This is a genomic window from Nocardia amikacinitolerans, assembly GCF_900215415.1.
Lineage (GTDB): Bacteria > Actinomycetota > Actinomycetes > Mycobacteriales > Mycobacteriaceae > Nocardia > Nocardia amikacinitolerans.
On sequence record NZ_OBEG01000008.1, the window covers coordinates 247358 to 267243 of the forward strand.

General features: G+C 70.5%; 18 protein-coding genes. 10 read left to right on the plus strand and 8 right to left on the minus strand.

All coding sequences use genetic code 11. The annotated features are described in order from the left end of the window. The first annotated feature begins 69 nt into the window (after positions 1 to 69). Together CRP45_RS30460 and CRP45_RS30465 are read left to right on the plus strand one after the other, a co-directional pair. Positions 70 to 1302 carry a sensor histidine kinase gene (locus CRP45_RS30460; RefSeq protein WP_245910595.1) on the plus strand — a complete coding sequence of 411 codons (1233 nt, stop codon included), beginning with the start codon at positions 70 to 72 and terminating at the stop codon, positions 1300 to 1302. Continuing rightward, a complete protein-coding gene (locus CRP45_RS30465; protein WP_097248083.1) occupies positions 1299 to 1946 on the plus strand; it encodes a response regulator in 648 nt (215 codons plus the stop codon). Before CRP45_RS30460 ends, CRP45_RS30465 begins: the two co-directional genes overlap by 4 nt. Positions 1947 to 1956: 10 nt before the next feature. On the opposite strand, the gene CRP45_RS30470 is transcribed toward CRP45_RS30465, so the two are convergent. Beyond that, on the minus strand, positions 1957 to 2316 hold the full coding sequence (locus CRP45_RS30470; protein WP_097248084.1) for a DUF952 domain-containing protein: 360 nt from the start codon (positions 2314 to 2316) through the stop codon (positions 1957 to 1959). Between the two features lie 274 nt (positions 2317 to 2590). Between CRP45_RS30470 and CRP45_RS34825 the strand changes: the two genes are divergently transcribed. After that, positions 2591 to 2785 carry a DUF7455 domain-containing protein gene (locus CRP45_RS34825; protein ID WP_029903635.1) on the plus strand — a complete coding sequence of 65 codons (195 nt, stop codon included), beginning with the start codon at positions 2591 to 2593 and terminating at the stop codon, positions 2783 to 2785. Positions 2786 to 2993: 208 nt separating this feature from the next. Here the strand turns inward: CRP45_RS34825 and CRP45_RS30480 are convergent, their stop codons facing one another. Further along, on the minus strand, positions 2994 to 3755 hold the full coding sequence (locus CRP45_RS30480; protein WP_245910597.1) for a TetR/AcrR family transcriptional regulator: 762 nt from the start codon (positions 3753 to 3755) through the stop codon (positions 2994 to 2996). A gap of 127 nt (positions 3756 to 3882) precedes the next feature. On the opposite strand from CRP45_RS30480, the gene CRP45_RS30485 reads away from it, so the two are divergent. Both CRP45_RS30485 and CRP45_RS30490 read left to right on the plus strand, forming a co-directional pair. Beyond that, positions 3883 to 5697 carry a DEAD/DEAH box helicase gene (locus tag CRP45_RS30485; protein WP_245910598.1) on the plus strand — a complete coding sequence of 605 codons (1815 nt, stop codon included), beginning with the start codon at positions 3883 to 3885 and terminating at the stop codon, positions 5695 to 5697. Further along, on the plus strand, positions 5697 to 6251 hold the full coding sequence (locus CRP45_RS30490; protein ID WP_097248086.1) for a hypothetical protein: 555 nt from the start codon (positions 5697 to 5699) through the stop codon (positions 6249 to 6251). Before CRP45_RS30485 ends, CRP45_RS30490 begins: the two co-directional genes overlap by 1 nt. A 95-nt stretch (positions 6252 to 6346) precedes the next feature. On the opposite strand, the gene CRP45_RS30495 is transcribed toward CRP45_RS30490, so the two are convergent. Continuing rightward, the gene (locus tag CRP45_RS30495; RefSeq protein WP_067779561.1) at positions 6347 to 8113 is read right to left on the minus strand and encodes a DEAD/DEAH box helicase; all 1767 of its coding nucleotides are present in this window, start codon (positions 8111 to 8113) and stop codon (positions 6347 to 6349) included. 294 nt (positions 8114 to 8407) lie between these two features. Here CRP45_RS30495 and CRP45_RS30500 point away from each other — a divergent pair, with 294 nt between their 5' ends. Next, positions 8408 to 9388, plus strand: coding sequence for a YihY/virulence factor BrkB family protein (locus tag CRP45_RS30500; RefSeq protein WP_372508110.1), 981 nt, complete (start codon positions 8408 to 8410; stop codon positions 9386 to 9388). Between the two features lie 24 nt (positions 9389 to 9412). Here the strand turns inward: CRP45_RS30500 and CRP45_RS30505 are convergent, their stop codons facing one another. Further along, positions 9413 to 9649, minus strand: coding sequence for a DUF3039 domain-containing protein (locus CRP45_RS30505; RefSeq protein WP_067780064.1), 237 nt, complete (start codon positions 9647 to 9649; stop codon positions 9413 to 9415). Between the two features lie 107 nt (positions 9650 to 9756). On the opposite strand from CRP45_RS30505, the gene CRP45_RS30510 reads away from it, so the two are divergent. Next, entirely contained in the window at positions 9757 to 10170 is a 414-nt protein-coding gene (locus tag CRP45_RS30510) for a DUF3099 domain-containing protein (protein ID WP_097248088.1), read from the plus strand. 7 nt (positions 10171 to 10177) lie between these two features. Here the strand turns inward: CRP45_RS30510 and CRP45_RS30515 are convergent, their stop codons facing one another. After that, a complete protein-coding gene (locus CRP45_RS30515) occupies positions 10178 to 11473 on the minus strand; it encodes an MFS transporter (RefSeq protein WP_218841208.1) in 1296 nt (431 codons plus the stop codon). Positions 11474 to 11720: 247 nt separating this feature from the next. Here CRP45_RS30515 and CRP45_RS30520 point away from each other — a divergent pair, with 247 nt between their 5' ends. The 3 genes from CRP45_RS30520 to CRP45_RS30530 all read left to right on the plus strand — a co-directional run bounded on the left by CRP45_RS30520 (position 11721) and on the right by CRP45_RS30530 (position 15365). After that, on the plus strand, positions 11721 to 12461 hold the full coding sequence (locus CRP45_RS30520) for a VOC family protein (protein ID WP_097248145.1): 741 nt from the start codon (positions 11721 to 11723) through the stop codon (positions 12459 to 12461). 221 nt (positions 12462 to 12682) lie between these two features. After that, positions 12683 to 14200, plus strand: coding sequence for a DUF7782 domain-containing protein (locus CRP45_RS30525; RefSeq protein ID WP_097248090.1), 1518 nt, complete (start codon positions 12683 to 12685; stop codon positions 14198 to 14200). Positions 14201 to 14396: 196 nt separating this feature from the next. Then, entirely contained in the window at positions 14397 to 15365 is a 969-nt protein-coding gene (locus tag CRP45_RS30530) for a sigma-70 family RNA polymerase sigma factor (protein WP_067779550.1), read from the plus strand. A gap of 137 nt (positions 15366 to 15502) precedes the next feature. Here CRP45_RS30530 and CRP45_RS30535 read toward each other — a convergent pair whose 3' ends face one another. From CRP45_RS30535 to CRP45_RS30545, 3 genes are all read right to left on the minus strand, one after another. Continuing rightward, entirely contained in the window at positions 15503 to 15811 is a 309-nt protein-coding gene (locus CRP45_RS30535; RefSeq protein WP_097248091.1) for a DUF4333 domain-containing protein, read from the minus strand. Positions 15812 to 15898: 87 nt separating this feature from the next. Continuing rightward, positions 15899 to 18586, minus strand: coding sequence for a bifunctional acetate--CoA ligase family protein/GNAT family N-acetyltransferase (locus CRP45_RS30540; RefSeq protein ID WP_067779544.1), 2688 nt, complete (start codon positions 18584 to 18586; stop codon positions 15899 to 15901). Next, positions 18579 to 19844 (minus strand): acetoin utilization protein AcuC, encoded by a 1266-nt coding sequence (locus CRP45_RS30545; protein ID WP_097248092.1) that lies wholly within the window; start codon positions 19842 to 19844, stop codon positions 18579 to 18581. Before CRP45_RS30545 ends, CRP45_RS30540 begins: the two co-directional genes overlap by 8 nt. Positions 19845 to 19886 lie beyond the last annotated feature (42 nt).

A 19886-nucleotide genomic window follows, 5' to 3' on the forward strand; every position in this document is an offset into this window, starting at 1 on the left:
CGTCGGATCGATCGCGCGTCATCACTTCGGCGGACCCGCGACCGTCGGCGGGTGTGCTGTGATGGGTCGGTGAAGCAGTGGCGCGCGTTGTCGGCGACCGCGCAGGACGCGCTGGTCGCGGCCTTCGCGTTCACCTTCGGCGCGTTCCTGTACCTGTCCGGGCTCTATCCGATGACCCAGGCGAGCGTCGCCCCTTCGCTCGGCGCCCGGTTCGGTGTGCTCGCGCTGCTGTGCGCCGCGACGCTGCTGCGGCGGCGCGCGCCGCTGGCGGCGCTGCTGGCGGGCGCGGTCCCGGTCGGCATCGATCTGGCGCTCGGCCCGACGGTGCCGGTGTGGATCGTCTACTCGGATCTGATCTACGCGGCCGTCCTCTACGGCACCCGCGCGGTCTCGCGCTGGGTGACGATCGGCTGCGCCGGGCTGACGACGGTGATCACGATCGCGGCGTTCGTCGCGGCGGGCGACTGGCGGGTGCTGGTGCTGTCGGTCGCCGCGGCGGCCGCGTTCGTCGGCACGCCGATCTGGTGGGCGCTGTCGGTGCGGACACACAAGGAGATCGCCGAGGCCGAACGCGCGCGGGTGCAGGCGATGGCCTTGGTGGCCGAGCTGGACCGGCGCGCCGCCATCGCCGACGAGCGCAAGACGATGGCGCGCGACCTGCACGACGTCATCGCGGGGCACCTCTCGGCCATCGCGATCCAGTCCGAGGCGGCGCTCGGCGTGCTGACCCGCGCGGATACCGATCCCGCGATGGCCGGGATCCTCGGCTCGATCCGGGCCAACAGCGTCAGCGCGCTCCAAGAGATGCGGACCATGATCGGTCTGCTGCGCCGCGACGACGGCGGCGAGGACGAGCCCGCCGCGCCGCGCACCCTGGCCCAGTTGCCGATCCTGGTGGACGCCGCCCGGTCGGCGGGAACGACGGTGCGCGTTGCCGATTCGCTCGACGGCGCGGCGTTGCCCAGCGCGGTGGACCAGGCCGCTTACCGAATCGTCCAGGAGGCCTTGACGAACGCGATGAAGCACGCCCCCGGGCGGCCGGTCGACATCGCGGTGCGCGCCGATCGGTCGACACTCGACGTGTCGGTGCGCAATCCCGCTCCCACCCCGGCGAATTCGGCCGGATCCGCGAATTCCGCGGCGGCGCATCGCGGCCTGGTGAACATGCGCGAGCGGGCCGCCGCGCTGGGCGGCAGCTTCACCGCAGGACCGGAAGCCGATGGCTGGGCGGTGCGCGCCAGACTTCCGCTCGGGGCGGCCGAACCGTCACCAGGTGGCAGCCGAACACCGGAGGTGGCATGACGATTCGCGTGCTGATCGCCGACGACCACGGCGCGATCCGCGCCGGGTTGCGGATGATCCTGGACAGCGCCGAGGGCATCGAGGTGATCGGCGAGGCCGCCGACGGCGACATCGCGGTCGCGCAGGCCAAGGCGTTGCGACCCGACGTGGTGCTGATGGATGTGCGGATGCCCGGCGTGGACGGCATCACCGCCACCGAGCGCGTCACCGCCGACGCGCTGGCGCGGGTGCTCATCCTCACCACATTCGACTTGGACGAGTACGTCTTTCGCGCCCTGCGGGCAGGCGCGTCCGGCTTCGTGCTGAAATCCACGTCGGGACAAGCACTCGTCGACGCGGTGCGCGCGGTCGCTGCGGGAGACGGCGTGCTGGCGCCGGAGGTCACCCGGGCGGTGATCGCCGCGTTCGCGTCTTCCGGAACCGACGCCGAACCCGCCGCGCCAGCCGGACTCGCCGATCTCACCGAACGCGAACGCGAAGTGCTGGACTGCCTCGGCGAAGGCTTGTCGAACGCGCAGATCGCGGCGCGGTTGTTCATCGGGGAGACCACGGTGAAGACGCACGTCTCGCGGGTGCTCACGAAACTCGGTGTGCGGTCCCGTGTTCAGGCGGCCATCCTGGCGCGGCAGGCGCGGGCGCGCTGAGTGACGGCGGTCACTCCGGCAGCGGCGCGAAAGTTCCGTCCGGCCCTGGCCGATACTCGTCGACAGATGTGACGACGCTCACAGGGAGTGGGCCGTACAGGTGCGGGAAGAGCATCGAGGCCGGGTCCGTTTGGACGCCCGGCTCCCATTTCACCGGGTCCACGAGCATTTTCGCGTCGATGCGCAACAGCACCAGGTCATGCCGTCCCGCGTACAACCGGTTGGCGGGCAGGTGGACTTGCTGCGGCGTCGAAAGGTGAACGAACCCGACCTCGGCCAACGAGGGCGGTCGATGCTCGCCGGTTTGCCGTGCGTTGCGCCATTCGGGCAAAGTACAAAGGTGAACCAGCGTGTGAGTGTCACACGTCACGGGTAATCTCCCAACAGACCAACTGGATAGACGAGTTCGTGGGTGATCGAGTGTGGTTCGATCCCCGACCTGGAGCGTTCGCCATCAGCGAAATCCCAGGTCGTGTTAGAGAAAACACACAGAATCACTTGCGGGAACAATGCCCCCGTCCCGAACGTCTGACAGAGTAGTCATACCACTGCTGGGAAGTAGCGGTAGCGAGCTCGTGGTGAGTGACCACGAGCCCCACACCAGGTGAACGGACTGTAGTGCCGGGAGCCAGGACGGAGGAGTCATGCCAGGAACCCTGACAAGCACCCCACTGACCGCGGTCGATCGTTGCGACCGTTGCGGGGCGGCTGCCCGAGTGCGTGCCGTTCTGCCCGCAGGTGGAGAGTTGCTCTTCTGCCAGCATCACGCGAACGAACACATGGATCGGCTGCGTGAGCTCGAGGCCGTGATCGACACGGAGTCGGCTCCCGCCCTCTGACCGGTTTTCGCTTCCCGACACAACAGCATCGAACAACAGGACCTTTCCCCGCAGCGGGCGACGAATCGTCGCCCGCTGCGGGCGTGTTCGGAGTTCACTGTGTTCGAGGTCACAGCGCTCGAGGCTCGGCTTCGCCTACGTGGGCCAGGCCCTGCCTCGAAGTCCGGCCGGATGTGTCCGTGGCCGCGGAGGGACTTCGAGACGGGGCCTACGTCACATCGGTGTCGAGCTCCGCGAGGATGCCATCCAGCAGCCGAGCCAACCCGAACTCGAAAGCGCCGTCCGGATCGGCAGGCGCCTGATACCGCTCCCCCACCGCCGCGCCGACCCGTCCGGCGAGCGGGAACTCCCCGAGCGGCATGACCCTGGCCAGTTCGGGACCGTACCGCTCCCACCACTGCGCGTCGCTCAGCTCCGCGGCGCCGCGGGCGGCGGCCACCGCGATCCGCGCGTTCCCGGTCGCGAACTCGGTCAGCACCGCGATGGCCCGATCCATCGCGAGGTCTGTGAGCCCGATCCCCTCGATGGCCGCCAGCTGACGCTCGTAGCGCCGCATCCGCCCCGGCCCGAGCACCGCGCGCCACGGCGAGACCTCCAGCAGCCAGGGATGCGCCAGCACCTCGGCGCGCACCTGACGCGCGATGTCCGCCATCCGCTCGCGCACCGGCAGCCCGGCGGGAATGGGCGCGTCCTCCGCGGCGACGGCGTCGACCATCAGCACGGTCAGCGCCTCCTTGCTCGGCACGTAGGTGTACAGGCTCATCGGCCGCAGGCCCAGTTCGGCCGCGACCGCGCGGATGGACACCTTCTCGTACCCCTCGCGGTCGGCCAGTGCCACGGCGGCCGCGACCACGGCGTCGACGCTCACCGTCTGCTTCGGCCCGCGCCCGCCCGCGCGCGGCGGCAGCGACCGCCGCCACAGCAGGTGCAGCAGTTGTTTCGCCTGGTCGTCGTCGCTCTGCGCGGGCAAGGGACTCCTCGGAACAAACTTGGTACGGTGTACGTTGTCACGATACTCCGTACGCCATACGATGATCTAGGGGTTCGCTCTGCCCAGCACACAGGCCACCTACCTGCCCGACCGTCACCTCTTCGCCTTGTGGACCTGGACGGGTCACGGCCCCGGCCGCGCACCGGCGGATCTCGGCGACCGGGAGACGTTGGCGCTCGCACTGCCGACCGGGTCGCGCGGGGCCATCGAAGTCGTCGATGTCGACTGCGCGTTGATCTCGCCCGCGGAACTCGCCGCTCTCGAGCTGGGCGACGAGTTGCCTGCCGCCGGTTCCCCGGATCGACCGCACTCGGCCCCGATGGCATCCGCCGAACCATCCGCCACACCAAGGCCGCTCCACGCGGGCTCGTCGCTGCGAGCATGGCGGACCGTCCTGCGGCGAGGCGAACCAGTCGACGCACTGCCCATCGCAGCCCACGCCGTACCGGACGCCGTGGGGACCGCGATCGTGTCCGCCGATCGCGCGCTGCGAACCCTGCTCGACACCGAGGCGGTGGCCGCCGACCTGGCGACCACCCTGCACGCCGACCTGCGTCCCTATCAGGCGCGTGGGATCGGCTGGCTGACCGAGACCACCGAGGCCTACGGCGGCGCGGTGCTCGCCGACGAGATGGGCCTCGGAAAGACGGTGCAGGCCATCGGTTTTCTGCTCGCGCGTGCCGCGGCGGGCGCACAGCTCGTCGTCTGCCCCACGTCGCTGGTCGGCAACTGGGCGCACGAGATCACCCGTTTCGCACCGGAACTGCGCCCGATCAGCTGGCGCGGTGGGGAACTCGCCGCGGCACCGGGTGACATCGTGGTGGTCGGCTACCCGATGCTGCGGCTGCACGGCCACCTCCTCGCCGAACAGGACTGGGCGACAGCGGTATTCGACGAGGCGCAGGCGTTGAAGAACCCGCGCACCCAGCTCGCCAAGGCCGCCCGCGCCCTCACCAGCCCCGCCAAGGTGGCGCTGACCGGCACGCCGGTGGAGAACCACCTCGAGGAACTGTGGGCGTTGTTGCACCTGGTCGCCCCGCGCCTGTTCGCCCATCGCGGCCAGTTCCGCCGCCGTTTCGTCCGGCCCATCCAGGAGGGTTCGGCCGCGGCCGCCGCCCGGCTCCGCGCCACCATCGAACCGGTCGTGTTGGCGCGCAAGAAGTTTCAGGTAGCCGCCGCGCTGCCCGCGAAGATCCACACCGATCTGCTCTGCGATCTGACCGCCGAACAGGAGAAGCTCTACGATCAGCTGCTGGAGCGGGCCATCGACGACGGCTTCGGTTCCGGCGCGCAACGGCAGAGCCGGGTGCTGGCCGCGCTCACCGCGCTCAAGCAGGTGTGCAACCACCCGGGCCTGATCACCGGCGATCTGGCCGAGCTGCCCGGTCGTTCGGGCAAGCTCGACCTGTGCACCGACATCGTCGCCACCAATCTCGAAACAGACTCGCCCACCCTGATTTTCACCCAGTACCGGCAGACCGGTGAGTTGTTGGTCCGTCACCTCGCCGAGCAGTTCGGCGTGACCGCACCGTTCTTCCACGGCGGACTGAACCAGGACCAGCGCGCGGCGATCGTGCGGGACTTCCAGTCCGCGGACGGGCCGCCGGTGCTCGTGCTGAGCCTGCGGGCGGCGGGCACCGGCCTCACCCTGACCCGCGCCGCCGACGTGGTGCACTTCGACCGCTGGTGGAATCCGGCAGTGGAGGCGCAGGCCTCCGACCGCGCGCACCGGATCGGCCAGACCCGCACGGTCACCATCACCACCCTCACCTCCGGAACGACCGTCGAGGAGCACATCGCAGGCATGCACGACCGCAAATCCGCGCTGACCGACCTGTCGGACTCCGCGGGCATCGCCGCACTGGCCCGCCTCGACGACGACCAACTCGTCGAGATCCTGCGACGGAAGCGAGAGAACTGATGGCGGACAACGAATTCGGCTACACCGCTTGGGGCATGGATTGGGTGCGGCTCGCCGAGCCGCTGCGCCAGACCCGGCCCGACCCGCTGCTGCCCCGCGCCCGCAGCATCGCCCGCAACAACGGCGTCCAGGCCACCGTCGAAGGCCGCGTCGTGCGCGCGCACATCCATCGCGGCGGGCAGGCCTCGGTGACGCACCTCGAGGTCGCTCCGCTGTCCCGGCAGGCGGTGGCCGCCATCGCGGAAGTGATCCCGGACCCGACGGTACTGACCGACGAGACGCACCGCGCGCTCGTCGCGGCGGACGTGCGGCCCGCCCCGGTGCTCGCCGCCGTCGACTGCTCGTGCTCGGCGCGCACCGACCGCTGCGTCCACGTGCTCGCCACGCTCTACGACATAGCGCGGCGAGTCGACGAACACCCACGGCTGGCCCTGGAGATCCAGGGTTATTTCGAAGCGGCGCACGCCGATGCGGAGATCACCGTCGAACAGCCGCGCTGGACCCCGATCAATTCCCTCGACCCCGACCACTACTTCGAACCGGCCCCAGCCTGACCGTCAGGCCGCGCCGCGGCGGTGGCCACCAGTTCGCGCACCCGCGGCTCGCCCGCGACGCGCCATTGCGGCCTGGCCCGCCTGAAGTGGAGGCGCTACCTCCGACGCAGCGCGGCGATGCGCTCGTGCAGCTGGTCGGCCGTGGCCAGCGCGGTCGGCGGCCCGCCGCACTCGCGGCGCAGCTCGCCGTGGATCACCCCGTGCGGCTTGCCGGTGCGGTGGTGGTGCATGGCCACCAGGCTGTTGAGTTCCTTGCGCAGTTCACCGAGCCGGTCCGCGGTGGCGACCCGCTCGGCGGCGGTCGCGACCTGCGGCGCGGGTTCCACGATCTTCGGCTCGCCACGATCGGCCAGCTGCCGCGCTTGGCGCTCGCGCAGCAGCGCGCGCATCTGGTCGGCGTCGAGCAGGCCGGGAATGCCGAGGTAGTCGGCCTCCTCGTCGCTGCCGGCGAAGGTGGCGGTGCCGAACGAGGAGCCGTCGTAGATCACCTGATCGAGCTCGGCGTCCGCGGCGAGCGCCACGAACTTCTTCTCTTCCTCGCCCGGCTCGTCCTTCTGCTTGGCCGCGTCGGTCAGCAGCTCGTCGTCGAGGCCGTTCTTCTCCCGGTGCGGCTTGCCGATGACGTGGTCGCGCTGCAACTCCAGCTGCGCGGCCAGATCCAGCAGCACGGGCACCGAGGGCAGGAACACGCTCGCCGTCTCGCCGGGGCGGCGGGCACGCACGAATCGGCCGATGGCCTGGGCGAAGTAGAGCGGCGTCGAAGCGCTTGTCGCGTAGACGCCGACGGCGAGGCGCGGCACGTCGACGCCCTCGGACACCATGCGCACCGCGACCATCCACGGCTGGGTGTTGTTGCTGAACTCGGCGATCCGGTTCGAGGACGCGGGATCGTCGGAGAGCACCAGCGCGGGCCGCTCGCCCGAAATGTGTTCGAGCAGTTCGGCGTAGTCGCGGGCCCGGTCCTGATCGGTGGCGATCACCAGGCCGCCCGCGTCGGGCATGCCCGAGGCGCGCTTCTGGCGCAGCCGGATGTCGGCGGCGCGCAGCACCGCGGAGATCCAGTCGCCCGCGGGGTCCAGCGCGGTGCGCCAGGCGCGCGCGGTCTGTTCGGCGTTGAGCGGCTCGCCGAGCCGGGCCGAGTGCTCCTCGCCAGCGCTGTCGCGCCAATGCGCGTCACCGGAGTAGGCCAGGAAGACCACCGGCCGGACGACGCCGTCGGCCAGCGCCTCGGCGTAGCCGTAGGTGTGGTCGGCGCGCGACTTGGGGAAGCCGGATTCGTCGGGCTCGTAGACGACGAACGGGATCTGGCTGTCGTCGGAGCGGAACGGCGTACCGGTCAGCGCCAGCCTGCGCGTCGCGTCGCCGAACGCCTCCGCGGTCGCGTCACCCCAGCTCTTGGCATCGCCCGCGTGGTGGATCTCGTCGAGGATCACCAGGGTCCTGCGGTTCTCGGTGCGCACCCGGTGCCTGGACGGATGCGAGGCGACCTGCGCGTAGGTGACGACCACGCCGTGGTAGTCGCCGGAGGTGCCGCCGGTGGCGTTGGAGAACCGGGAATCCAGCTGGATGCCGCTGCGCGCGGCCGAGGCCGCCCACTGGTGCTTGAGGTGTTCGGTCGGTGCTACCACCGTGATCTGGTCCACGGTGCGGTCGGCGAGCAGTTCGGCCGCCACCCGCAGCGCGAAGGTGGTCTTACCGGCGCCCGGCGTCGCCACGGCGAGGAAGTCGCGCGGCTTGGTTGCCAGGTATTTCGTGAGCGCGCGCCGCTGCCACGCACGTAGCGAACCACCCCCGGCTGCCGACTTTCCCGAATCGCCCGGCGTCGCTCCATCTCCCGCCGCAGCGCCATCCGACCCAGTCACGCAGAAGACAGTAGCGGCCGGGGACGGCGTGTCGCCAAACCGACGCGGCGGTCGCGATCCGCGTCACACATTCCCGCATGCCGCCCCGTGTTCACCTGTTGCCCGCCGACACGATGCGGGGACGAGCCGGTGCGCGCGCGTCCGGTGCGCGATGCTGTAGGCACCATGACCGAAGCCAGTCCCCCACCCGCGCGCGGGCCCGAGCCGATCCACAGCGGCGGCGCGGGCACGCCGCCGCATGGCGCGGGCGTCGTCGTCCGGCGGGTCAGGCACGCCGGACGACAGGCGCGCAGGCTGGTGGTCCGGGTGTCGGCGAAGGCGTGGGACGACTCGATCTTCGCCAAGTCCGCGGCCGCCGCGTTCTGGCAGACCCTGTCGCTGGCCCCGCTGCTGCTCGGGGTGCTCGGCAGTCTCGGTTACGTCGGCGGCTGGTTCGGGCCAGACACCGTCGAGATCGTGGAATCCAAGATCATCACGTTCAGCCGGGAGCTGTTCAGCGAGGCCGTCGTCACCGACCTGATCGAACCGACCGTCGGCGACGTGCTCGGCCGCGGGCGCGGCGCGGTGGTGTCGTTCGGCTTCGTGCTCTCGCTGTGGGCCGGATCCTCGGCGATGGCGACCTTCGTCGACGCGATTGTGGAGGCGCACGACCAGCAGGACGCGCGGCATCCGGTGTGGCAGCGCATCTTCGCGCTGCTGCTCTACGTGCTGTTCCTGGTGGCGGCGGTGTTCATCCTGCCGCTCGTCGCGCTCGGTCCCAGCCTGATCGGCCGGGTGCTGCCGGACGGGTGGCGCGAGCCGGGCCTACAGCTGCTGGACAGCTTCTACTACCCCGGCGTCGGCCTGTTGCTCATCGTCGGCCTGACCACGCTGTACAAGCTGGCGCTGCATCGCACGCTGCCCTGGCATCGGCTGTTCGCCGGGGCGCTCGTCGCGGGCGTGTTCTTCATGGCGGCCAGCGAGGGGCTGCGCCGCTACCTGTCCTGGATCACCGCGACCGGCGTGAGTTACGGCGCGTTGGCGACGCCGATCGCGTTCCTGCTCTTCACGTTCTTCCTCGGCTTCGCGGTGATTCTCGGCGCCGAGTTCAACGCCGCGGTCCAGGAGTTCTGGCCCGCCCGCGCCACCCGCATCGAGCAGATGAAGGAATGGATCTCCAACCAGGTGCGCGGCGAGACGCCGGAGGAGGAGACCGACGCCGACGCGTCGGGTCGCGCGGAGTCGGCGCGCGCGACCACCTCCGCCGCGCGGGACGCGCTGCGTAGCTCGAGGTGACCGCGCGGTCGAAGGTCGCGGGACTCAGTCGCCCTTGCGCAGGGACTCGTAGACCTTCTTGCACTCCGGGCAGACCGGCGAACCGGGCTTCGGCGAGCGGGTCACGGGGAACACCTCGCCGCACAGGGCCACGACCACGGTGCCCATGACGGCGCTCTCGGCGATCTTGTCCTTCTTCACATAGTGGAAGAACTTCGGGGTGTCGTCGCCCGTCGTCTCGTCGGTGGTCGTATCCGGGCGAACCAGGGTGTCGGTACTCACGGATTCCATGATGCCGTATGACGGTCCGGCGGGTCGCCCGCGCCCGAAGCCCGCGGTGAATCGACCTGGTGTGTGCGCGGGGGACACCGGAGTGGAAGACTCAGGGTATGCAGCAGTACGGCGACTCCTCCGACGCCGACGACATCGGCCGCGGTGTTCGCCCGGACGTCTCATCCGGTCCTTCCCCGTCGCGCGGGTACTTCCCCGGAAGCGACGACAAGCACCCGGTGCTCATCACCGAGGCCGCCCCGTCGCTCGAGGATCAGCATCGCGCGCGGGTGCGCAGGTACACGATCCTGATGGCGTTCCGTATCCCCGCGCTCGTGCTGGCCGCCGTCGCCTACAGCGCGTGGGACAGCGCCCTGATCTCGCTGCTGATCATCGGCGCGTCGATTCCGCTGCCGTGGATCGCGGTGCTCATCGCCAACGACCGCCCGCCGCGGCGCAAGGACGAACCCAGCCGCTGGGATCGCCCCCGCAAGGCCATCGAATCCCGTCCGCACAACGCCATCGACGGGTGAGTGGTTGTCAGGCGCCGACCCGCCTGCGGATGACGATCGACATCAGCGCCGCGAGCCCGCACAACGCGCCCGCCACGTACCAGGCCGTGTCGTAGCTGCCCTGTACGTCGCGAATGACGCCCGCGCCGGTGGCCGCGATCGCCGAGCCGATCTGGTGCGAGGCGAAGACCCAGCCGAAGGCCACCGGCCCGTCCTCGCCGAACAGCTCGCGGCACAGCGCGACCGTCGGCGGGACGGTCGCGATCCAGTCCAGGCCGTAGAAGATCACGAAGACCCACATGCTCGGCTCGGTGTGCGGCGCGAACAACGACGGCAGGATCAGCAGTGAGAGCCCGCGCAGGCTGTAGTACGCCAGCAGCAGATACCGCGGGTCGACGCGGTCGGTGAGCCACCCCGAGGCGATGGTGCCCGCCACGTCGAAGACGCCGACCAGCGCGAGCAGCCCGGCGGCGGTGGTCGGCGGCATCCCGTGGTCGTGCGCCGCGCTGACGAAGTGGGTGCCGACCAGACCGTTGGTCGAGGCGCCGCACACCGCGAAACCGCCTGCCAGCAACCAGAATCCGCGCGTCCGCGCGATCCGCGCCAGCACGGTGAGCGCCCGCGTCGCGCCACCCTGCGCGGTGGTGCGCATCCCAGCGGGCGAACCGGGTTCCGCGCCGTACGCGGAAACGCCTACGTCGCTGGGGAAGTCGCGGACGAACAGCAGAACGAGCGGCACCACCGCCAGCGCCGCGCCGGCCACCACCAGCGCGGGCAGGCGCCAGCCGTGCTCGTGCGCCAGCGCCGAAACCAGCGGGAGGAAGACCAGTTGTCCGGTCGCGCCCGCGGCCGTCAGGACGCCGGTCACCAGGCCGCGATGGCGCACGAACCAGCGCCCGGTGATGGTCGCCACGAACGGCATCGACATCGAGCCGACACCGACGCCGACCAGCAGACCCCAGGTCGCGACCAGTTGCCAGGCCTGGGTCATGAAGACGGTCAGTCCGCTGCCCGCCGCGACGAGCACCAGCGCGCAGGCCACCACCCTGCGAATGCCGAACTTGTCCATCAGCGCTGCGGCGAACGGCGAGATGAGCCCGTAGAGCAGCAGATTCAGCGAGACCGCGAAACCGATGGTGCCGTGCGACCACCCGAACTCCGCGTGCAGCGGGTCCATCAGCACACTGGGCACAGAACGGAACGCGGCCGCGCCGAGCAGCGCGACGAAGCCGACCCCCGCGACGATCCAGGCCGGGTGCGGCCGCCGCACCGCCTTGTCGACGGGCTCGGCGGGCTCGACTGGCTCGGCGGGTGAGGTGCGCAGTTCGGTCACCCGCCGAGCTTGCCGGAAAGCCGCGCGCCGAACGAGTGGCACGAATGCCACAGAACATCGAGATTCCGCCAAACCGGTTCGACAGTCTCCCGGCCGCCCCTTACTGTGTCCCGGGGGCACGGCGGCCTTGTGGCCTGCGTCGCACTCGCCGCTTGCCGTGTCCCGCAACACCTGCTCGGCGCACGCGCCGGGCCACGTCGGCGGTCGCGGGAACCTCCCGCACGGCACAGGAGACAACATGATTCGCTGGGTCTGGGCGTTCCTCGACCGTCCCGCACAACGTTTCGACGCCTGCGCGACCTTCTGGTCGACCATCACCGGCACCCAGCTCTCCCCGCGCCGCGGCGACGACAACCAATTCCTCACGCTGCTGCCGGATCCCGCGCTGTTCGCCGCGGCCGGGGTCAAGATGCAGTCGGTGAACGGCCTCGGCGGCGTGCACCTGGACTTCGACGTCGACGACATCCCCGCCGCCGTGCGCGTCGCGCTGGACCTGAACGCCGAACTGGTCGCCAACCACCCCGACTACGCGGTGCTTCGCTCGCCGGCCGGGCAGATCTTCTGCTTCACCCCGAGCGGACGCGCCAAGGGCCACCCCGCGCCCGCCTTCCGCGCGCCCGACGGCACGCTGAGCCGCCTCGACCAGGTCTGCCTGGACATCGGCGCGGCAGATCACGACGTGGAGACGCGCTTCTGGGCCGACCTCACCGGCTGGAAGCACACGCCGGGCCGACTCGCCGAGTTCTCCCGGCTGCGCCCGGCGGAGCCGATGCCGGTCCAGTTGCTGTTGCAGCGCCTCGGCGAGAACCGGCCGACCAGCGCCCACATCGATCTGTCCTCGTCCGATATCGAGGCCACCGCGGCATGGCACGAATCGCTCGGCGCGACTGTGGTGCGCCGCCACGAGCACTGGATCGTGCTGACCGATCCGGGCGACGCCGTGTACTGCGTCACCGGACGCGATCCGAACGGGGTGTGATCCGGGGCCGCGGTGCTGTCTGGTCGGCACCGACTCTGTGGTGACCGCCCGCGGCCTCCGCGGTGATGTCCTCGGCGTCATCTGCGCGGTGCCGCATTCTCCGCACGCCTCCCGCAGCGTTGTGCCCTCGGCACCACGGTGACGCGTCCTCGGCACGGCCCGCTCGGTGACGTGGACAACGCGTTACGGATGCTCACGAGTAGCGGTGGCAGAGTACGTGTGTGCCTACGAACCAGACGACCACCGGATCCCTGCTCACCGCCCTGTGCCCGGAGCTGCGGACGGCGCTGACCCGCGTCGGCTACGACGCCGACACCCTGCTGTCGGCGCTGGGACCGGACGCGCACGCGGCGCTGGGCCGGTCCGAGCCGGTGCCGGTGCGGCGGTCGGCGCGGGCGGCCGGTGAACTCGGCACGCTGATCCGGCTGCTACTGCTCGGCGACGCCCTGCCCGAGCGCGAGGTGGCGGCCGCGCTGGCGCCGGTGGACGTCGACCGGGCCGTCGCGGCGGGTCTGCTGGAGCGTCACGGCGACGAGGTCCGCGCGGCATTGGATCTGCGCCCGCTGGACGCGGGCGAGGGCAACCGCTGGATCCTGTCCGATCTGGACGACTCGATGCGCAGGCGAACCCTCACCGAGGATCACGTGCTCGGCGTAGGTCACGCCTCGCTGTCGCTGCTGCGCGCCACGCCGACCCGGCCCGTCGGATCGGTGCTCGACCTCGGCACCGGCTGCGGCGTGCAGGCGGTGCACGCCGCCTCCTACGCGCGCACCGTCACCGCGACCGACGTGAATCCGCGCGCGCTGTGGCTCGCCGAGGCGACGGCCGCGCTCAACGGCCTCGACATCGAACTGCTGGAGGGTTCCTGGTTCGAACCGGTGGCCGGGCGACGGTTCGATCAGGTGGTGGCGAATCCGCCGTTCGTCGTCGGCCCCGCGCGTATCGAGCACACCTACCGCGATTCGGGCCTGGCCTTGGACGGCGCCAGCAGGCTGGTCGTCTCGCGCGCGCCCGATCTGCTCGCGCCGGGCGGCACCGCGGCCATGCTGGCGGCCTGGGTGCACGTGGACGGCGAGGACTGGCGCCAGCGCGTCTCCTCGTGGCTGCCCGCGCACGGTGTCGACGCCTGGGTGGTGCAGCGCGATGTCGCCGATCCGGCGCTGTACGTCGGAACCTGGCTGCGTGACGCGGGCCTCGACCCGCGCGATCCAGCGTCGCAGGCTCGCGCCGAGCAGTGGCTGGACGCGTTCGCCGCCGCCGACGTCGAGGGCATCGGTTTCGGCTTCGTCTACCTGCGCGCGATCGACGGTCCCACCGAGTTGCTCGCCGAGGACCTCACGCACGGCTTCGACGATCCGCTCGGCGCCGAGGCGAGCGCCTATTTCGAACGGTCGGCCTGGCTGCGCGCCGCGGCGAGTGACGAAAACCACGCCTGGACCGCACGTTTCGCGGTCGAGCCAACGACGGCGCTGGAACGGGTGTCCCTGCCCGGTCCGGACGGCTGGGCCGAGCGTGTCGCGCGGCTGCACCGGGGCGACGGTCCGCGCTGGCAGCACGAGGTGGACGAGACGACGATCTCGCTGGTCGCGGGAATGCGCCCGGACGGACTTCCGTTGTACGAGCTGGTCGAACTGCTGGCGCTCGCCCACGGAGCCGAGGAGGTGACGCCGGAGTTCGCGGCCGACGCGCTCACCGTCGTCGCCGGTTTGGTCCGGCACGGGTTGATCGCTCCCGTGTAAGCACGGGGCAACCGGGTATGCGTCGGCGGAGGCATCGGACAGGGAGGCGTTCCCGCCCGCGGGGGTTCTCAGGAACTTCTCAGACGTAAGTGACCGAAACCGCAGTTCAGAAGCGGTTTATCGGGGCGCGAGCGGGGAACTTTCTCTCTGTCGGGTCCGTTGATCGGAGTGAGACACCACCGACAGGAGGCAAGTCATGACCAGCCCCGCCACCACTCGAGTGCGCACCAGCGAATCGGACCTCGACGCCCAGAGCCCTGCCGCCGACTTGGTACGCGTGTACCTGAACGGAATCGGCCGCACCGCGCTGCTCTCGGCAGCTGACGAGGTCGAGCTGGCCAAGCGCATCGAGGCGGGCCTCTACGCCCAGCATCTGCTGGAAACGGGCAAGCGGCTTTCCGCCGGCCGGAAGAAGGATCTCGCCATCATCGTGCGCGACGGCCAGGCCGCACGGGCGCACCTGCTCGAAGCCAACCTTCGCCTCGTGGTCTCGCTCGCCAAGCGCTACACCGGTCGCGGCATGCCGTTGCTGGATCTCATCCAAGAGGGCAATCTGGGCCTGATCCGGGCGATGGAGAAGTTCGACTACGCCAAGGGATTCAAGTTCTCCACCTACGCGACGTGGTGGATCCGCCAGGCCATCACCCGCGGCATGGCCGATCAGAGCCGCACCATCCGGCTGCCCGTCCACCTCGTCGAGCAGGTGAACAAGCTGGCCAGGATCAAGCGGGAGTTGCACCAGCAGCTGGGCCGCGAAGCCACCGACGAAGAGCTGGCCAACGAGTCGGGCATCCCGGTCGACAAGATCTCCGATCTGCTCGATCACAGCCGCGACCCGGTGAGCCTGGACATGCCGGTCGGCAACGACGAAGAGGCGCCGCTCGGCGATTTCATCGAGGACTCCGAGGCCACCTCCGCCGAGTCCGCAGTGATCGCGGGACTGCTGCACCACGACGTGCGCAGCGTCCTCGCGACCTTGGACGAGCGCGAACAGCAGGTCATCCGCCTGCGCTTCGGCTTGGACGACGGCCAGCCGCGCACCCTCGACCAGATCGGCAAGCTCTTCGGCCTGTCCCGCGAGCGGGTGCGTCAGATCGAGCGTGAGGTCATGGCGAAGCTGCGCAAGGGCGAGCGGGCCGACCGCCTGCGGGCCTACGCCAGCTGACCCATCGACGCCGGGTGTTCTCCGAGGCGCCCCGGCGTCCGACTTGGTGACCTACGCGGTCACCGCACAGACGCCGACCGGTGTCCGCGCGACCCGCCCCCTCCGGATTCCGCGCGAACCGGTCGGCGAACTCGTTGTCAGGCCGGATCGACGGCGACGTCGTAGTTGACCTTGTCGCCTTCCACCGAGGTCACCGTCACGGTGAGGCCGAGCGTCTCGCCGCCCGCGGTCAACGTGCAGCGCATGGTCGTACCGACCTTGCCCTCCAGGTCATCGGGGCAGTCGATGCTGTCGGGTTCCTGCCCGACCTCCTCGGTCAGGGTCTGCTTGACCGACTTCTCCAGCTCGCCTTCCTTGACCTGGGGCGTGGAGGAACCGACCTCCACCGAACATCCCGCTGCCAGGAACGCAAGGGCGAAAAGCCCGGCGAGGGTAGTGGTTTTCATGTCGACACCTCTCTGGTCGAGTCTCTCGGATCTTCACCAGATCGGGTGCCGCCCGAGCGACGTTAACGCCGCTCGACGACAGAGGCCTCATGCCAACCGCCGCGGGCCGACGTCGAACCGACTGGGCTCGGGGCCGATTCGACCGCGCGCGTAGAGGATTTCCGCCGAGGTCGGCGAGGCAAGCACGGGATCGAAGGCCAGCTCGCGCATTTCGGGGAGGTCGTCGAACAGCGCCGAAATACGTTGCGCCAGTTCGGCGAGCGCGGCCTTGTCCACCCGCGGACTCGCCGGCGTGCCGGAGAGCAGCGGGGCCGCGCGCGGAGCGTCGATCAGGGCCGCCGCCTCGTCGCTGGTCAGCGGGAGCGCGCGATAGGCGCGGTCGCCGAGCATTTCGATGATCATGCCGGACAGACCGAACTCGATCACCGACCCGAAGGACGGGTCGTCCTGCACGCGCAGGATGCAGCCGACGCCCTTGGTCGCCATCTTCTGGATGTGCAGCACCGGGTCACCGCAGGTCTCCACCAGGTCGGTGTAGGCCTGGCGCACCGCCTCCGGCCGCCACAGGTCGAGCCGCACACCGATCAAATCGGGCCTGCGCCGCCACATCTCGCCGGTGGCCTTCGCCGCCACCGGATAGCCCAGTTCCTCGGCCGCCGCCACCGCCTCCTCGGCGTCGCGCACCTCGCGGAACTCGACGACCTGGATGCCGTAGCAGGTGAGCAGCTCGGCGGCCTCCAGATCGGTCAGCCAGCGGCCGCCGGAATCGACCATCCACTTCGCCACCAGTCCCCTGGCTCGCTCGGTATCGATGCCGTCCGGTCGCACCACCACCGACGCGGGTTTGTCCCGCCACTCCGCGTAGCGGCGGACCCGAGCCAACGCCCGCGCGGCGCGTTCGGGATCCGGATACGACGGAATCGATCCGTGCACCGCCATCCCGCCCTGACCGCGCACCGCGAGCAGATTCGGAATGCCCTGCTCGGCGATGAACGTGGTGAGAATCGGTTTGTCCGCCTCGGGCACCGCGGCCGCGGCGGCCCGGATGGCGTCGGCGAACCCGGCCATCGGCAGCGGCACCGGTGGCGCGAAAACCACGATGACGGAATCGGTCTCGTCGGACCGCAGTGCGGCGACGACCGCGTCGAGGTACGCGCCCGGCGTCGCCTGCGGCCCCAGATTCACCGGCTCAGCCACGTCGAGGCCCTCACCGCGGGCCGCGTCGACGGCCAGCCAGCTGAGCGCGGTGCTGTTGCTGACCACCGCGAGGCGCGACCCGCGGGGCAGCGGCTGATAGCCGAGCAGCGCGGCGCAGTCGAACAACTCCGAGATCGAGTCCACCTGCACGATGCCCGCCTGCGCGAACAGGTCTCGCACGATCGAGCGATCCATATCGCGCGGGGGCTGGCTGCGCCCGGCCTGCCGCCCGCTGCTCACCGCGACGATCGGTTTGGTGCGCGCCACCCGTCGCGCGATCCGGGAGAACTTGCGCGGGTTACCGAAGCTCTCCAGGTACAGCAGGATCACGTCGGTGTCGGGCGCGGTGTCCCAGTACTGGAGCAGATCGTTGCCGGACACGTCGGCGCGGTTGCCCGCCGAGACGAACGTCGAGAGACCCAGGTTCCGCGCGGCCGCCTCGCCGAGGATGGCCGCGCCCAACGGCCCGGACTGGCAGAAGAATCCGATCCGCCCGCGCGCGGGCAGCACCGGCGCCAACGTCGCGTTCAGCGACACCGCCGGGTCGGTATTGGCGATGCCCAACGCGCTCGGACCGACCACCCGCATACCGTGCACTCGCGCGGCCGCGACCAGATCGCGCTCGGCGGCGAGGCCTTCCGGACCGGTCTCGCCGAACCCGGCCGTCAACACCACCAAACCCTTGACGCCCTTGGCCATACAGTCGTCGAGGACCGAGTCGATCGCGGCGGCGGGCACCGCGACCACCGCCAAGTCCACCTCGTCGGGAATCTCGCGCACGGTGGCGTAGGCGCGCACGCCGCGCACGAACTTCCGGGTGGGATTGACCGGATACACCGGCCCCTGGAACACGCCCGACAGCAGGTTGGCAAGCACCACGCCGCCGACCCGGCCCGCGGCGGGCGTGGCGCCGATCACCGCGACCGAACCCGGCGCGAGCAGATTCCCGACACTGCGCGCCTCCGAGGCACGTTCCCGCGAATCCCGCACGGACACCAGCGCTTCGGTGGGGTCGATGGCGAACTCCAGGTGCAGCACCGAGCCGTCCCTGCTGCGCTCGACCTGATACCCGGCCTCGCGGAAGACGGTGACCATCACGGTGTTCTCGGCCAGCACCTCCGCGACGAAGGTCTCGATCTTGTTCTCCGCCGCCGCGCCCGCCAGGTGCTCGAGCAGGATGGAGCCGAGGCCGCGCCCCTGGTGCCCGTCGGCCACCACGAAAGCGACCTCGGCGGCGCGCGGACCGGTGCGGTCGAGCAGTTCGTAGCGGCCCACCGCGATGATCTGCTCGCCGAGCTCGACCACCAGACCGACCCGGTCGTGATAGTCGAGATGGGTCGTCCGGTACAGGTCCTTCGGCGAGATGCGCGGGTAGGGACCGAAATACCGCAGGTACCTGGTGCGATCGGAGAGCGCGGCGTGGAATTCCTGTAAACGGTCGCCGTCCTCGGGGGTCACCGGCCGCAGCCGCACCACCCCGCCGTCGGAGGCGAGCACGTCGGCGAACCAGTGTTGCGGCGGCGGTGGTGGCGTCGCGGGCGTCGACGGAGAGTCCGGGACGGGGATCTGCTCAGTCACGGGGGTCCTCCGGATCCAAGCCGAGCAACCCGAAGCATGCTCGGCGCGTTGCCAATACGGCCGTGTCTACGGCCCGCTGCGCACGGTCGGCGCGCGCATCCCCAGTCTCCACCGTTCCGCCGGGCCCGTCCCACGGACGAAATGTGATGTCGCCCCCTTCGCCCATGGTGCGCGGTGGCTCGGTGTTCGGCGCCACTGCGCGCACCAGATCGATCCACTCCTGCGGCACCGGCGTTTCCGGCGCGATGTCGCGGTCGAGCGCGGTGGCCAGCAGGTGTGTCCACGCTCGCGGGACCACCCGAACCAAGCCGTATCCACCGCCGCCGACGGCGAGCCAGCGTCCCTCGGCGTACTGATCGGCGAGATCCCGCATGGCGCGGAACGCCGCGCGCTGTCCGTCCACCGTGAGTTCCAGGTCGGCGAGCGGATCCTCGCGGTGGGTGTCCACACCGCACTGGCTCACCACGATCTGCGGACGGAACGCGGCGACCGCGCCGGGCACCACCGCGTGAAAACCGCGCAGCCACTGGGCATCTCGGGTCCCGGGCAACATCGGCAGGTTGATCGCGGTGCCTTCGGCCGCGCCCGTGCCGATCTCCTCGGCCCAGCCGGTGTTGGGCCACAGGGTCGCCGGGTGCTGATGGATCGAGACGGTGAGCACCCTCGGGTCCGCGTAGAAGGCGCGCTGCACACCGTCGCCGTGGTGCACGTCGACGTCGAGATAGGCGATGCGATCGAAGCCGTGGTCGAGCAGCCAGGAGATCGCCACGGCCGCATCGTTGTAGACGCAGAAGCCCGATGCGGACGCGGGCATCGCGTGATGCATGCCACCGCCGATGCTGACCGCCCGCCGGGTCCGGCCCTCGGCGATCTCGCGCGCCGCGGCCAGCGTGCCGCCGACGATGATCGAGGCCGCCTGGTGCATGCGCGGGAACACCGGATTGTCGGGCGATCCCAGGCCGTAGGGCGGGGCGAGCGGCTCGCCCGCGGGCGCCACCGCGTGCTCGACCGCCTCGATGTAGTCGGCGGTGTGCACCCGCAACAGTTCGTCGCGGCTCGCGGGGGCGGGCTCCAACCGCTCGACACCGTCGAGCAATCCCAGACTTTCGGCCAACGCCATGGTGAACTTCAGTCGCGCCGGTTTCATGGGGTGCTCCGGCGTCCAGCTGTAGTCGAGGAAGCGTTCACTCCACACGACGGTGCCCGAACTCCGGTGCGCCCCTGGTTCGCGGGGCGACGCCGAGGGTGCAGTGGCCATGCTCGCAACGGTACGCGGGAAGCTAGCAGCCCCGTCGGGTGT